The following is a 15,262-nucleotide window of genomic DNA, read 5'->3' on the forward strand; positions in this document are numbered from 1 at the left end:
GCCGTTCCGGTTTACAAGACGCTGACATCAATCTCGTAAATTGGCTCCAAAATGCTTGATAAGACCTACGATTCCGCATCCGTCGACCCGCGTATCGCCAAGAAGTGGGACGAAGAAAACGCGTTTCGTGCAGGGGCGGGTGCCAAGCCCGGCGCCGACAGTTTCTGCATCGTGATCCCGCCGCCGAACGTGACGGGTTCGCTGCACATGGGCCACGCGCTCAACAACACGCTTCAGGACGTGCTCGTTCGTTTCGAACGCATGCGCGGGAAGGATGTGTTGTGGCAGCCGGGCATGGACCATGCAGGCATCGCCACCCAGATGGTCGTCGAGCGTAAGCTGATGGAGAGCCAGCAGCACCGCCGGCAGATGGGCCGCGAAGCCTTCATCGAAAAGGTCTGGGAATGGAAAGCCGAATCGGGCGGGCTCATCTTCAACCAATTGAAGCGTCTTGGCGCGTCCTGCGACTGGTCGCGCGAACGCTTCACCATGGACGAAGGGCTGTCCGAAGCCGTTCTCGAGGTCTTCGTTTCGCTCTACAAGGAAGGCCTGATCTACAAGGATAAGCGCCTGGTCAACTGGGACCCGAAGCTTCTGACCGCGATTTCGGATCTGGAGGTCGAGCAGCACGAGATCAACGGCAACCTCTGGCACCTGCGCTATCCGTTGGAGCCTGGCGTAACCTTCGATTACCCGGTCGCCTTCGATGAAGAGGGCAAGGCGACCGAGTGGGAAAAGCGCGATTACCTCGTCGTCGCCACGACGCGTCCTGAAACCATGCTCGGAGACAGCGGCATCGCGGTCAATCCGGAGGATGAGCGCTACAAGCCTTTGATCGGCAAGCACGTCATTCTGCCGATCGTCGGTCGCCGCATTCCTGTCGTTGCCGACGACTATGCGGATCCGACCGCCGGTACCGGTGCGGTGAAGATCACGCCTGCGCATGATTTCAACGACTTCGACGTCGGCAAGCGCGCCGGTCTGCGCGCGATCAACATCATGACGATCGAAGGCCGCATCACGATCAAGGACAACGAGGATTTCCTCGAAGGGCTCAGCGATCCGGCTGCCCTCCACGGTGCCTGGGACGAACTCGAAGGCAAGGACCGATTCGAAGCGCGCAAGATCATCGTTCGCATCTTCGAAGAGGCGGGCCTGCTCGACAAGATCGAGCCGCACAAGCACATGGTTCCCCATGGCGACCGTGGCGGCGTGCCGATCGAACCGCGTCTGACAGAGCAATGGTATGTTGACGCGAAGACGCTGGCCAAGTCCGCGATCGCCGCCGTCAAGGAAGGTCGGACCAACTTCGTTCCAAAGAACTGGGAGAAGACCTACTACGAGTGGATGGAAAACATTCAGCCCTGGTGCGTTTCGCGCCAGCTCTGGTGGGGGCACCAGATCCCGGCCTGGTACGGTCCGGACGGTCAGGTCTTCGTCGAAAAGACCGAGGAAGAGGCGCTGCACGCGGCGATCCAGCATTATCTGGCGCATGAAGGCCCGATGAAGGCCTATGTCGAGGATCTGCTCGAGAACTTCAAGCCGGGCGAAATCCTGACGCGTGACGAAGACGTTCTCGACACCTGGTTCTCCTCGGCGCTTTGGCCGTTCTCCACGCTCGGCTGGCCGAACGAGACGCCGGAACTGGAGAAGTACTATCAGACCGACGTGCTGGTCACCGGTTTCGACATCATCTTCTTCTGGGTCGCCCGGATGATGATGATGGGCCTGCACTTCATGAAGGATGCCGACGGCACTCCGGTCGAGCCTTTCCATACGGTCTATGTCCATGCGCTCGTTCGCGACAAGAACGGCCAGAAGATGTCGAAGTCGAAGGGCAACGTCATCGATCCGCTCGAACTGATCGACGAATACGGTGCTGACGCCTTGCGCTTCACGCTGGCGATCATGGCGGCCCAGGGGCGTGACGTGAAACTCGACCCGGCCCGCATCGCCGGCTACCGCAACTTCGGCACCAAGCTGTGGAACGCGACGCGTTTTGCCCAGATGAATGGCGTTACCAGCAGCGATGGTTTCATTCCCGAAACCTCATCGCTCACCGTCAACCGCTGGATCCTGACGGAGCTGTCGCGGACCATCCGCGACGTCACCGAGGCGCTCGATGCCTATCGCTTCAACGACGCGGCCGGCAGCCTCTACCGGTTCGTCTGGAACCAGTTCTGCGATTGGTACCTCGAACTGCTGAAACCGATCTTCAGTGGCGAGGACGAAGCGGCAAAACGCGAGTCGCAGGCCTGCGTCGCCTACGTTCTCGACGAGATCTACAAGCTGCTGCACCCGTTCATGCCGTTCATGACGGAAGAGCTCTGGGCGCAGACGGCAGGCGAGGGCCAGGAGCGTTCGACGTTGCTGTGCCACGCCGAATGGCCGGCGCCGTCCTATGCTGACGACACGGCGGCCGACGAGATCAACTGGCTGATCGATCTGGTTTCGGGCATTCGTTCGGTCCGTTCGGAGATGAACGTCCCGCCGGCGGCAACCGCGCCGCTGATCGTTGTCGGTGCCAACAACCTGACGCGCGAGCGCCTGCAGCAGCATGCGCAGGCCATCGGTCGTCTGGCGCGCGTCGAGCATATCGACCACGCCACTGTTGCGCCGCGCGGCAGCGCCCAGATCGTCGTTGGCGAGGCAACGGCCTGCCTGCCGCTCGGCAACCTGATCGACCTTTCCGCCGAGAAGGCCCGACTTGAGAAGGCGATCGCCAAGGTGGAAGCCGAGCGCGAGCGCATCCTCGGCAAGCTGGCCAATGAGAAGTTTGTCGCCAACGCAAAGCCGGAACTGGTCGAAGCGGAACGTGAACGCCTCGTAGAGCTCGATCTCCAGAAGGAATCGCTGAGCGTTGCGCTGACGCGCGTCGCCGAGGCCGGTTGAGGCCGTTAATCGACGGATTCAACGAGAGGGCGTTCAAGAGAATGCCTGACCGTCAGAAATCGAAATCCGCGGCAGAAATGCCGCGGATTTTTTATTTTAGAAATACAAGATAGACTTCAGCCTATCGAGATTTGGCATTGATTCGATCAGTTGAATCTGCTGCGCGGGTCATTAAGCGCGCGTGGCGTTTGAGCGGAACTTCAACGGAGTTTTTCGCTGTTCTACCGCAAAAAGCGATAATGTTGTTCAGGCGACACAGGTTTTCGATGGTTTGGAAATCCATTCTAATTCAGTGGATTTCATCCATGATTTTGAAAAAATGGTTCCGATCTGGCGCCATTGTGGCTAAATCATGAGAATCTTACGTAAATTCTGTGACCGATCGAGCCTGCTAACTGCTAGATCTCGCATTTGCGATTTCACGGGATCGTGAGAATACTTCGGCCCACACGACATGAGGTGGAATGTCGCAGTTTTGCAGTGCAGGGGGAGGAGCTGGATGGCTCACATGAATTTAAAGCGGGGTGTTCTGTCGGTAGCAGCGGGTTTGCTGTTTGCCTCCGCCGCGCACGCGGGCGGTCTTGAGCGCGGCGGTTACAACATCGATCTGCTGTTCGACCCGTCGGATTATGCGGGGGAAGCGTCGGCGACCTACGTCAATCCGCAGCGCGAATTGAAGAACGTCCGTGATACCGATACCGGGAACACCAACATCCTTACCGGGACTTTTGGTGGCGGCAATCTCAACAACAGACCGAATACTGCTGACGACACCGAGAGCTACTGGGTTCCGCGCGTCGGCGTTAAGGCAGCCTTTGGTGACAGCGTCGACTGTATGGCTGACTACTCCCAGCCCTGGGGTGCCCACACCAATCCGGGGCAGAACTGGGCCGGTGCCAACAGCAATATCGAAACCAAGGTAGAGAGCGACAACTACGCCGCGACCTGCTCCTACAAATGGGACATGGGGCCAGGCCAGTTCCGTGTGATCGGCGGCGTCTTCTATCAGGAAGTCAACGGCTTCAAGGAACGGCTGGTTCAGGATTATACAGGCACGCCGCTCGCTGGTGCCTTTACCGGCATTGGCAGGCTCGAGCTTGGAGGGCATGGCTGGGGCTGGCGCGCAGGTGCTGCCTACGAAATCCCCGAGTATGCCTTGCGAGCGAGCCTCGTGTACAACAGTGCTGTCGATCTGGATAACCTCTCGGGCTTCATCGACCTTCGCCAGTTGGGCTTCGTTGTACCGGGTGTGGGCCTTGTGACCGGTACGAAATACGACGTAAACGGTGCGGCTTCGATGCCGGACTCGCTGGAACTCAAGCTGCAGAGCGGCTTTGCACCCGGTTGGGCGGCATTTGGCTCGGTGAAGTGGACGGACTGGAGCCAGCTTCAGGTTCTGAAGTTCTGCCCCGCCACGGTCTCCCGTACTACGCCATGCACGAGCCTTGATCTTCTCTACCGTGACGGCTGGACGATCACCGGCGGTGTCGGCCACAAGTTCAATGATCAGTGGAGCGGCGCCGTCAGCCTGACCTGGGACCGCGGCACCAGCCACGGTTATGGAACGCAGACCGACACCTGGACGCTGGGAACCGGTGTTTCCTACACGCCGACCGAGAACCTTGAGTTCCGTCTTGCTGGTGCTGTCGGCATCATGACCGGCGGCAGTTCCGGTGCGGTGAAGTATGGTGACGACGTCATTGGTGACGACGTTTCCTACGATTTCGACGACGACTTTGTCGGTGCCATTTCGACATCGATCAAAGTGAAGTTCTGATCCTTCGTCATCTGATCCTGCAAGGCCCGGTTTTACCGGGCCTTTCTTATGTGTGGAGCCTCTTAACCACGCGTCCGCACTGTCCCGCAATGTGACGATTCAGCAACACTTTTAATGCTAGAGTTTGCTAGGATCAGACTCGTTCCGGCTATGTCCATTTCCCGCCACAAACAGGGAGCAGCGATATAGGGACAAGCCTGCAATGTGAGTGCGATACCTGCAGCGTTTGGGGTGAAATGAAACTTGGATCGATGACCGTCATGAGAAATGTGGCCTCCGGCACGCCAGTGCAAGTGGTCCATTAAAATGACTGCTTCGGGGACTATGTCGAAGTTTCATTGTGGAAAGGTTGCGCCGGCTTTGTCGGCGGAGTTGGTGCAGTTCCCGGCGGCGGGTCGTCCGGGCTTGTGTGTTTGCAGCGGTGATGGGTTCGGCGTGGCCGGCTGGAACGGAAGAATTAGACTGTGATGCTTGCGGGTGAACTAAAGTCACTAAAGGTTGCGATACTCGGCGTGTCGCTGGCGGTCTGTGGGACCTTCGCCATGCCGGCCTACGCTTTTGATCCCGGTGCGGGCGTCACCAAGGAATCAGGTCCGTTCGCGCTCTTCAAGTTCGGGTTTTCCGCCTACAAGAATGGCCGCAAGGACGAGGCCGTAGAAGCTTACAAATACGCGGCCGAGAAGGGCCACACCGGATCCCGCTGGGCCCTCGCCAACATGTACGCCTATGGCGACGGCGTCGCCGAGAACGACCTCGAAGCCTTCAAGATCTATAGCGAAATCGCCCAGGAGGGCGTGGAGCCGGGGTCGGAAGACACCGGTTACTTCGTCAACGCGTTGATCTCCCTTGCCGGCTACTATCGCCGCGGCATTCCCGACAGCCCGATCAAGTCCGACATGTCCCAGGCGCGCCAGCTTTATTTCCAGGCGGCATCGACCTTCGGCGTCGCCGAGGCGCAGTTCCAGCTCGCGCGCATGCTCTTGTCGGGCGAGGGCGGTAGCGTGAACGTTCAGCAGGCCAAGAAATGGCTCAATCGTGCGCGCAAGAGCGGTCACGCCGGCGCCATGGGCGTCTTTGGCAATGTGATTTTCCAGGAAGGCCAGACCGTTCGTGGTCTCGCGTTCATGACTGCGGCACTCGACCAGTGTTCGCCGAAGGATCGGCCCTGGATGCAGTCGATGCAGGAGCAGGCCTTCTCGCTTGCCAGCGAGGACGATCGACGCACGGCAATCGCACTGTCGCAGAACCTGCACATGCAGGGCGACGACGACTGATTGTCATCGTCGAGCGGTCCCCGAACCGCCGCCGGCCCAGGGACCATTCTCCACACTGGAAAAACGCGCCTTAAGCGGGCGCGAACGCAAACGTCCCGATGACGGGCACGTGGTCCGAAGGCTTCTCCCAGGCGCGGACATGCTTGTCGATGGATGTCGACACCAGCCGATCGGTCGCCTCCGGCGACAGCATCAAATGGTCGATGCGGATGCCGAAATTTTTCGGCCAGCAGCCGGCCTGATAATCCCAGAACGTATAGAGCGGCACAGTGTCCGACGTCGCGCGCACAGCGTCGGTGAAGCCGAGGTTGCGCAGCCGGCGAAATGCGGCGCGCGTTTCCGGCAGGAAGAGGGCATCGTTCTGCCAGACCTTGATATCCCAGCAGTCGTGTTCCTCGGGGATGACGTTGTAGTCGCCGGCAAGGATGAAGGGTTCTTCGAGCAACAGGCGCTGCTTCGCATAGGCCTCCAGCCGGCGCATCCAGGCGAGTTTGTAGGGATATTTCTCGCTGTCGACGGGGTTTCCGTTCGGAAGGTAGAGCGAGCAGACGCGGATCACGCCGCCTTCGACCGAGAAGACACCTTCGATGAAACGTGACTGTTCGTCCGTATCGTCACCAGGCAGGCCGCGATTGACCTCGTCCGGCCGCAGCTTGGAAAGCAGCGCGACGCCATTGAAGCCCTTCTGGCCGTGTGTTTCGACATGATAGCCAAGCGCCTCGATCTCGAGGCGCGGAAAGCCGTCGTCGACCGATTTGATCTCCTGCAGGCAGACGATATCCGGTCCGCTTTCCTTCAGCCAGGCCAGCAGGCTGTCGATTCGCGCCTTGACGCCATTGATGTTCCAGGTGGCAATCTTCATGGCTCGAAACGCCCTTCCATGTCGGTTAAGTCCTTGGCGGGGTCATTTCTAGCCGCTCCGGATTCTTTTGACAAATCCGTTACCTGCGGGTTTTCAACAGCGCGCGCGAGCAGCACCGACGCTTCCCATGAGGGGGCAGCGGTCGATACGGTATACGCTGCAGGCGTCGAATTGATTCCGCCCGTTGGCGGGCTATAGTCCCGCCCATGATCGATCTCGTGCAGAATTATTGGCCGCATATCCTGGCGCTTTTGTCCTTCGCGCTGGGCATTCCTGCCGCCATTCATGCCGCGATGACGAAGGACGACGTGCGCGCCGCGGCGGGCTGGGTCGGTGTCGTCCTGCTTTCGCCGATCGTCGGCGCGCTGATCTATGCCGTTGCCGGAATCAACCGTATCCGGCGCTCCTCGATCGGCTCGCAACGCGCTCTGTTGCGCGGGCAGGGGCCGGATCAGTTCGGCCGCTTCGACGTTTCGGATGCCGACATATCGGTGCAGTTCGGAGAACGATTTGCGGCGATGAAGATCCTCGGCGACCGCGTTTCACGCCATCGTATGTGCACGGGCAACCGTATTTCGGTGCTCGCCGGCGGCGATGCCGTCTATGCCGCGATGCTGGAAGCGATCGCCGGCGCCCGGCGCTCGATCCTGCTCGAAAGCTATATCTTCGATCGCGACGTCATCGGCCTGCGCTTTGCAGACGCCCTGATCGCGGCGGTGGCGCGGGGTGTCGAGGTGCGGGTGCTGATTGACGCCGTAGGCGCGCGCTACTCGGTGCCGAGCATTGTCGGTCATCTTGAGGCGGCGGGCGTTCCGACGGCGGTTTTCAACGGCAACATCATCATGGGGCTACGGCTGCCCTATGCCAACCTGCGCACGCACCGCAAGATCCTCGTGGTCGACGGTCAGGTTGCCTTTGCCGGCGGCATGAACATCCGGGTGGGCTTCACCAGCGAGATCGCCGGTCAGGCGCCGGCACAGGATACGCATTTCCGCATGGCCGGACCGGTGGTCGCCGATATCTTCCAGGTCTCGTCCGAAGATTGGCAATTCTCAAGTGGCGAGGTTCTGGCGGGCCCCGCATGGGCGATCGAAGAGGCACCGCTGCCGGCGGATGGGCCGTCGGTACTGATGCGCGCCGTGCCATCCGGACCTGACGCCACCAATGAGACCAATCACAAGATGCTCATGGGGGCGTTTTCGGTCGCGCAGAAGAATATCCGCGTGATGTCACCCTATTTCCTGCCGGACCGCGAACTGATCAGCGCGCTCGTCACCGCCGCGCGCCGCGGCGTCGAGGTGGATATCATCGTTCCCGCAGTCAACAATCTGCTGCTGGTCGACAGGGCGATGACTGCGCAGTTCGATCAGGTGCTGAAGGGCCATTGTCGTGTCTGGCGGGCGAAGGGCGCCTTCAACCACTCCAAGCTTTTGACCGTGGACGAGCGTTGGGCCTATGTCGGGTCTACCAATCTCGACCCACGCTCCCTGCGCCTCAACTTCGAATTCGACTTGGAGGTTCTCGACCGTGGTTTCGCCGAGGCGATCAATGGCACGATCTCCGACATTCTCGCCTCAGCCGAGCCCGTTACGCTCGAAAGGCTGCGCAAAAAGTCTTTCGCGGATCGATTGGCGAACCGCATTCTCTGGCTCGGATCGCCCTATCTCTGACGCAAACGGCTCCGTTCGTTGTTGAAACGGAGCCGGCTAAGAGAGACGTGGGGCGCTGGCGTCAGATGGAAAAACTCGTTCCGCATCCGCAGCTTGCAACCGCGTTCGGATTCTTGATCTGAAACGACTGGCCGAGCAGGTTGTCGACGAAGTCGATTTCCGAGCCGCCCATATAGACGAGCGACAGGCTGTCGATCAGGACCTTGGCTTCGTTCTTTTCCAGCACCAGGTCGTCGTCATTGCTGCTGTCGACCAGGTCGAACTTGTAGGAAAAGCCCGAGCAGCCGCCGCCCTCGACGGACACTCGCATGGCGTTGTTGTGGCTGTCTGAACGCAGGATCGTGGCGATCCGCTTCGCTGCAGCGTCCGAGAGGGTCACGGTTTCATGCGTCATATCTGCCTCCTGCCGGGGTCAAGAACCGGAGAGAATTGCCCTGTGTTAAAGCATGCGATCTGGTCGGTTTCGGGGCCTCTTTCAAGACCCGCGGCCAAGCCGTTGCTTCCGCTTGCGGAATCGGTCGATCTTGCATCACGCGTTTCCGTAGCTTTCACTATAGGTATGAAGGCTTGAATGTCCCGTCAATGGGACGACGAATTAGGTGGAAGATGACATTCGACAAAAATGCGCTCGGCTTCGGTTATGGTGAACATGCGCCGTTCGCGTCGAATCCCTGGATGACGCGCGGCAGGCTCTTTCCCGAAGCGACGAGCGCGACGCGCTCCGATTTTCAGCGCGACCGCGACCGCATCGTGCACACCACTGCGTTTCGCCGCCTGAAGCACAAGACGCAGGTCTTCATTGCCGCTGACGGCGATCACTACCGCACCCGTCTGACGCACACGATCGAGGTGGCGCAGATTGCCCGGGCTCTGGCGCGCGCGCTCAAGCTCGACGAAGATCTGGCCGAAGGCGTCGCTCTCGTGCATGATTTCGGCCACACGCCCTTTGGCCATACGGGCGAGGATGCCCTTCACGAGATGCTGAAGCCCTATGGCGGCTTCGATCACAATGCCCAGTCGCTGCGCATCGTCACCAAGCTCGAGCGGCGCTACGCCGAGTTCGACGGGTTGAACCTGACCTGGGAGAGCCTGGAAGGTCTGGTCAAGCACAACGGGCCGTTGCTGACCGCGGACGGTGAGGGCACGCGAGGGCCCGTGCCGCAGCCGATCCTCGACTATTGCGCGCTGCATGATCTGGAACTGGCGAGTTTTGCGAGCCTCGAAGCGCAGGTCGCGGCCATTGCTGATGATATCGCCTACAACACCCATGATATCGATGACGGTCTGCGGGCTGGCTATCTCACCTTCGAAATGCTCGAAGACGTGCCGTTTCTCGCGCGCCTGATGCGCGAGGTCCATGACCGCTATCCCGGTCTTGAAAGCAGCCGCTTCACGCATGAGATCATGCGGCGTCAGATTACCGCGATGGTCGAGGACGTCATCGGCGTCGCGCAGCAACGGATCGGCGAGATAAGGCCGCAAAGTGCTGCCGATGTGCGCCAGGCCGGCACCGTGATGGCAACCTTCTCTGAGGAGATGGGCGAGACGGACAAGCAGATCAAGCGCTTGCTGATGACCCGGATCTACCGGCACCCGGAAGTCATGCGCGTGCGCGAAAATGCAGCCTCGATCGTCTGCGATCTCTATCATGCCTTCATGGACGACCCGCAGCTGATGCGTGAGCACTATTGGATCGACCAGATTGCCGGCATGGCGGAGCCGGCGCGGGCGCGGCACGTCGGCGACTACCTCGCCGGCATGACCGACACTTTTGCGATCAGCGTGCACAAGCGCTTGTTTGACCATACGCCCGATTTGCGCTAGGGACCCCCCGCCCGGAGGCTTGCGGTTCGGCCGAACCGAGCCTCCTTTTTGAGTTTTGCGCCGGTCACTTGTGGCCGGGAAAAGCGGACGGATCAGATGAATCTCTTCACGGACTTCGAATCAAGAATTAAGGACATTCTCGAAACGCTTGAAAGCGTTCGAGAAAAGCGATCCGAGCTTGACTTCGGCCGTGTCAATGTCGAGCCGCCACGTGATCCGAGCCATGGTGATGTTGCGACCAATGCTGCGATGGTGCTGGCAAAGCCGCTCGGCATGAATCCTCGCGCGCTTGCCGAACTCATCGTCGAGAAGCTCAAGCAGGATCCGGAAGTCACCGACGTCTCCGTCGCCGGTCCGGGCTTCATCAACGTCCGCCTTTCTGTTTCCTACTGGCAGAAGCTGCTGTCGGGCATGGCGCGTGCGGGCGTCGACTACGGCCGTAGCGCTGTCGGTGGTGGCCGCAAGGTCAACGTCGAATACGTATCGGCCAACCCGACCGGCCCGATGCATGTCGGCCATTGCCGCGGAGCCGTTGTCGGCGACGCGCTGGCCAACCTTTTGGCCTTCTCCGGCTATGAGGTCACGAAGGAATACTACATCAACGATGCGGGGTCGCAGATCGACGTTCTCGCGCGGTCCGCATTCCTGCGTTATCGCCAGGCGCTGGGCGAAGAGATCGGCGAGATCCCGCCGGGCCTTTATCCGGGCGACTATCTCGTGCCGGTCGGCGAGGCGCTCGCCGACGAATTCGGCACGAGCCTCAGGCTGATGCCTGAAGACAAGTGGATGCCGCTCGTCAAGGACCGGACGATCGACGCGATGATGGCGATGATCCGCGAGGATCTCGCGGCGCTGAACGTCAATCACGACGTCTTCTTCTCCGAGCGCACGCTGCACGCGAACGGTGCTGCCGCCATCCGCACGGCGATCAACGACCTGACCTTCAAGGGCCACGTCTACAAGGGCACCCTGCCGCCGCCGAAGGGCCAGCTGCCGGAAGATTGGGAAGACCGCGAGCAGACGCTGTTCCGTTCGACCGAGGTCGGCGACGATATCGACCGGCCGCTGATCAAGTCGGACGGCAGCTATACCTACTTCGCCGCCGACGTTGCCTACTTCAAGGACAAGTTCGACCGCGGCTTCGACGAGATGATCTATGTGCTCGGTGCCGACCATGGCGGCTACGTCAAGCGCCTGGAAGCGCTGGCGCGCGCGGTCTCCGGCGGTTCGTCGAAGCTTACGGTTCTGTTGTGCCAGCTGGTCAAGCTCTTCCGCGACGGCGAGCCGGTGAAGATGTCGAAGCGCTCCGGCGACTTCGTCACGCTGCGCGATGTCGTCGATGAAGTCGGCCGCGATCCGGTGCGCTTCATGATGATCTACCGGAAGAACTCGGAACCGCTCGACTTCGACTTTGCTAAAGTAACAGAACAGTCGAAGGATAACCCGGTCTTCTATGTGCAGTATGCGCATGCGCGCTGCCGCTCGGTCTTCCGCCAGGCCGCGGACGCATTCCCGGATCTGAACCTCGAATCGGTCGATCTCGCCAGTGCCGTTCTGGGCCAGATCACGGATCCGACGGAGCTCCAGCTCGTCGCCAAGCTCGCAGAATATCCGCGAGTCATCGAGGCTGCGGCACTGGCTCAGGAGCCGCATCGCATCGCGTTTTACCTGTATGATCTTGCCGCCGCCTTCCACGCACATTGGAACAAAGGTAAAGAGAATCCGGAATTACGTTTTGTTAACGATAAAAATAGAGAATTAAGTACTGCCAGACTCGGGCTGGTGCATGCTGTCGCTTCGGTATTGAAATCCGGCCTGTCTATTACAGGCACCTCCGCACCGGAGGAAATGCGATAAGTATTGTCACCATTTTCCCACAATGCACTGGCACAGCGATACAGGCAATTGTGAGTGGAGAGCATGGCAGACAAACAATTCGCACGAAGCGGGCCGGCTGAATTCGATGTATTGGCAGACGATGATCCGTTGGCCGAACTCGCCCGGATCGTCGGTTACGATGCCCGGCCGGCCGTCCAGCAGTTGCAGGAACTGCAGCGACACCAGGAGGCGGTGCGTCAAGACCCCGCCTTCGATCTCGAAGACGAACTGCTTCGCGCGTTCGACAGCTACGACGCGCCGCGGTCCGCGCCGCAGCCGGCTCCAATCCAGCCGGCTCCGATCGAAGAGCCCCGGTTCGAGCCGGTAGCCGAACACGTCGTCGTTCACGAAGAGCCGGTGGCGGAGCCCGTCGCCGAGCTTGAAGAGCCGGTGTTCGTCCAGCCCGAACGCGTCGAAGCGGCGCCAGCCCCCGTCGCTGACGAGGACTATGCCGAGGTTCACGCCTTCTCCGTGGCGCCGCAGGTTGCCGAAGACGACAACGCCGAGGCCGTCGTCGACGAGCCGGCGTTCGATCTTGAGCGCGAACTCGAGTTGTCGCTTGGCGAAGCCGATCTGTTGTCGGACGACGTTGCCGAGGTTGCGGCGCACGTCGAACCGCAGGATATCGATCCGCGTGATCAGTTCGTCGATGCATGGCAGGCGCCGGCCGTCGAAGCCGCTCCGGTCTGGGCCGAGCCAGCTCCGGTTGCGGATGCATTTTCGGCCTATGAACAGCCGCGCTTCGATGTCGCGGCCGAAGAGCGTGAAATTGAGCCTTCCTATCAGGAAGACGTGGGCGCAGCTCAGGCAGTCGTCGAGCAGGATGCTGGCCGCGACGATCTTCTGGCGGACATAGAACGGTTCCCGGTTCCGCCGGTCTCAGCGATGGTTGCCGCTGCGGTCCAGTCGCATCCGGCTCTGCATGTGGAAACACAGCCCGTCGTGGCGCCGGTGGTCACGCCAGCGCTTGCCACTGCCGCTCCGATAAAGAAGAGCCCTTATCCCTTTACGCCCACCTTCAGCCGTGCGACGCCGGTTGCGTCCGCCTCGGGCGCCAGCCAGCAGCGTGCCTTTGCCGGCCCGTTGGTATCGTCTGTCGCAGCACCGGTGGCCGCTGTCGCAGCGCCGGTTGCTGCAGTGGCTGCTGCCCCCGTTCAGGTCGCGGAACCCTTGGTCGAGGTGGCCAAGCCAATTGCGCAGCCGGAGCACGAGCCGAGCTTCGACATCGAGAACTTCGAAATTGAGCTCTCCGACGAGGCGCTGAAGCTCGACTTCGCAGACGTCACCGTAGATGAGCCGGTCGTTGCTGCCGTCGTACCGCAAGCACCGGTGCAGCCGGTCGCGCAGGCGGCCGTTCCGCAGCGCGAGCCGGAGCGGTTCGTCGAGCCTTACGTCGCTCCCGCGCCGGTCGAGCGCCAGGAAGCACAGCCCGAGAGCACGCTGCCCTTCGATCCGTCGATGATTGCCGAAGCCGAGAACGGCGTCGCCCCGATCGCGGATATGGACGTGCCGCAGCTGCCGGTTATAGAGACCGAGAAGCCGGTCGCTTATCCGGCCGACTACGATCTCGACATCGACGCGGAAATGGCCCAGCTCTTCGGAACGCCGGCTCCGGTCAAGGAAAGCCGTCCGGCGGCCGTCGAAAAAGTGGAGCCGGCCCGTCCGGCACCGGCCGCTGCCGCTGCTCCGGCCTTCGGTCAGGGTTCGCTTGACGATTTCGACGAGTTTGAAAAGGCGATGGAAGAAGACTTCCGCCGCTCGATCGTCGAGCGTCCGGCGGTTGCCCGCGATGCCGAACGGCTTTCAGCGGCGCAGAGCCAGCAGGATGCCGGCGAATACCGCGAATATGGCACCGGCCGTCGCTCGCAGCGCACGATGTTGCTGGCAGCAAGCGTTGCCGGCGTCATCATCCTTGGTGGCGCTGCCGTCTACGCCTGGATGGGCGGTAGCGGCGCGGTCAGCTCGGCCGAAGGCCCGAAGATCATTCTGGCCGACAAGGCCCCGGTCAAGGTCGTGCCCGAGGAAAAGGGCGGCAAGACCGTGCCGAACCAGGACAAGGCGGTTTATGACCGCGTTGCCGGTGCTCAGGCTGGTGCCCCGCAGCAGGAAGCCCTGGTGTCTTCGACCGAGGAGCCGATGGATGTCGTCCAGAGGACGCTGACGCCGGAGACCCTGCCGCTCGAAGGCAGCAACGAGGCCGAAACTCTGCAGACGGCATTGCCCAACGAAGAGGACGGCGATCGCCTGCTGCCGGATGGTGCCAACGGCGAGACCGCTGCCCAGGAAGAAGACAAGACGCCGGCCGTCGCACCGAGGAAGGTGCGCACGATGATCGTCAAGCCGGATGGAACGCTGGTTGCTCGCGAAGAGCCGGTTGCAGCACCGGCGACCGATGTCGCTGGCACGACCCAGCCGCTGCCCGCAACGCCTTCGAATGAAGTTGCTGCTGCAGGCCAGGCTGCAGCCAACACCGACCAGGTTGCGCTTGCCGCAACGGGTAACGCCAACATCGAACAGGTTCCGGTGCGCAGCGTCACGACGACGGCTTCTGCCGGTGGCGACAAGGCGCCGACGCCGCAGACCCGTCCGGCCGCACAGCCTGCCGAAATCGCCCGTCCGGCGGAAGAGCAGGCCGCTCTCCCGGCTGAGACGCAGCCTGCGCAGCAGGTTGCCACGGCATCGGTTCCGGCCGGTGGCTACTTCATCCAGGTCGCATCTCTGCCGTCGGAAGCCGAGGCGCAGAAGTCCTACAACAGCCTTTCGAGCAAGTTCGGAAGCGTCATCGGCGGCCGCGGCGTCGACATCCGCAAGGCGGAGATCGCCGGCAAGGGTACCTACTACCGCGTCCGCATCCCGGCCGGTTCGAAGGACGAGGCCAATGCCCTTTGCTCCAAGTACAAGGGCGCCGGCGGAAGCTGCCTGGTTACCAAGTAAACGGGCATAATGATCGAATTGACGAAGGGCGCGGCCGAGAAGGCCGCGCCCTTCGCGTTTTCGGGCTTCCGATTGCCCCATGACCTTGTGCATGAGTGGGGGGGCGCTGTCTTTGTGGCTTCGCGCCGGGCAGCCCGCGCTCTATGCTTTT

Annotated in this window: 9 protein-coding genes; 7 read left to right on the top strand and 2 right to left on the bottom strand. The window is 61.2% G+C overall.

Annotated features, from left to right (window positions below; genetic code table 11):
• Positions 1–51 precede the first annotated feature (51 nt).
• The 3 genes from ASD63_RS27160 to exoR all read left to right on the top strand — a co-directional run bounded on the left by ASD63_RS27160 (position 52) and on the right by exoR (position 5,943).
• Positions 52–2,892, top strand: coding sequence for a valine--tRNA ligase (locus ASD63_RS27160; RefSeq protein ID WP_060530024.1), 2,841 nt, complete (start codon positions 52–54; stop codon positions 2,890–2,892).
• A gap of 499 nt (positions 2,893–3,391) precedes the next feature.
• A complete protein-coding gene (locus ASD63_RS27165) occupies positions 3,392–4,669 on the top strand; it encodes an OmpP1/FadL family transporter (protein ID WP_034796673.1) in 1,278 nt (425 codons plus the stop codon).
• A gap of 467 nt (positions 4,670–5,136) precedes the next feature.
• Positions 5,137–5,943 (top strand): exopolysaccharide production regulator ExoR, encoded by an 807-nt coding sequence (gene exoR / locus ASD63_RS27170; RefSeq protein ID WP_034796672.1) that lies wholly within the window; start codon positions 5,137–5,139, stop codon positions 5,941–5,943.
• A 70-nt stretch (positions 5,944–6,013) separates the two neighbouring features.
• On the opposite strand, the gene xth is transcribed toward exoR, so the two are convergent.
• Positions 6,014–6,805, bottom strand: coding sequence for an exodeoxyribonuclease III (gene xth / locus ASD63_RS27175; protein WP_034796671.1), 792 nt, complete (start codon positions 6,803–6,805; stop codon positions 6,014–6,016).
• Positions 6,806–7,011: 206 nt separating this feature from the next.
• Here xth and ASD63_RS27180 point away from each other — a divergent pair, with 206 nt between their 5' ends.
• Positions 7,012–8,475 (top strand): phosphatidylserine/phosphatidylglycerophosphate/cardiolipin synthase family protein, encoded by a 1,464-nt coding sequence (locus tag ASD63_RS27180; RefSeq protein ID WP_034796670.1) that lies wholly within the window; start codon positions 7,012–7,014, stop codon positions 8,473–8,475.
• Positions 8,476–8,536: 61 nt separating this feature from the next.
• Here ASD63_RS27180 and erpA read toward each other — a convergent pair whose 3' ends face one another.
• Entirely contained in the window at positions 8,537–8,869 is a 333-nt protein-coding gene (erpA, locus tag ASD63_RS27185; protein WP_034796669.1) for an iron-sulfur cluster insertion protein ErpA, read from the bottom strand.
• A 212-nt stretch (positions 8,870–9,081) separates the two neighbouring features.
• Between erpA and ASD63_RS27190 the strand changes: the two genes are divergently transcribed.
• The 3 genes from ASD63_RS27190 to ASD63_RS27200 all read left to right on the top strand — a co-directional run bounded on the left by ASD63_RS27190 (position 9,082) and on the right by ASD63_RS27200 (position 15,111).
• Positions 9,082–10,299: a deoxyguanosinetriphosphate triphosphohydrolase gene (locus ASD63_RS27190; protein WP_034796668.1), complete on the top strand. Its 1,218-nt coding sequence runs from the start codon at positions 9,082–9,084 to the stop codon at positions 10,297–10,299.
• 96 nt (positions 10,300–10,395) lie between these two features.
• Entirely contained in the window at positions 10,396–12,156 is a 1,761-nt protein-coding gene (gene argS, locus ASD63_RS27195; protein WP_034796661.1) for an arginine--tRNA ligase, read from the top strand.
• Between the two features lie 63 nt (positions 12,157–12,219).
• Positions 12,220–15,111: an SPOR domain-containing protein gene (locus ASD63_RS27200; RefSeq protein ID WP_034796649.1), complete on the top strand. Its 2,892-nt coding sequence runs from the start codon at positions 12,220–12,222 to the stop codon at positions 15,109–15,111.
• The last annotated feature ends 151 nt before the right edge of the window (positions 15,112–15,262 follow it).

The sequence above is a fragment of the Ensifer sp. Root558 genome (assembly GCF_001427045.1).
Taxonomy (GTDB): Bacteria; Pseudomonadota; Alphaproteobacteria; order Rhizobiales; family Rhizobiaceae; genus Ensifer; species Ensifer adhaerens.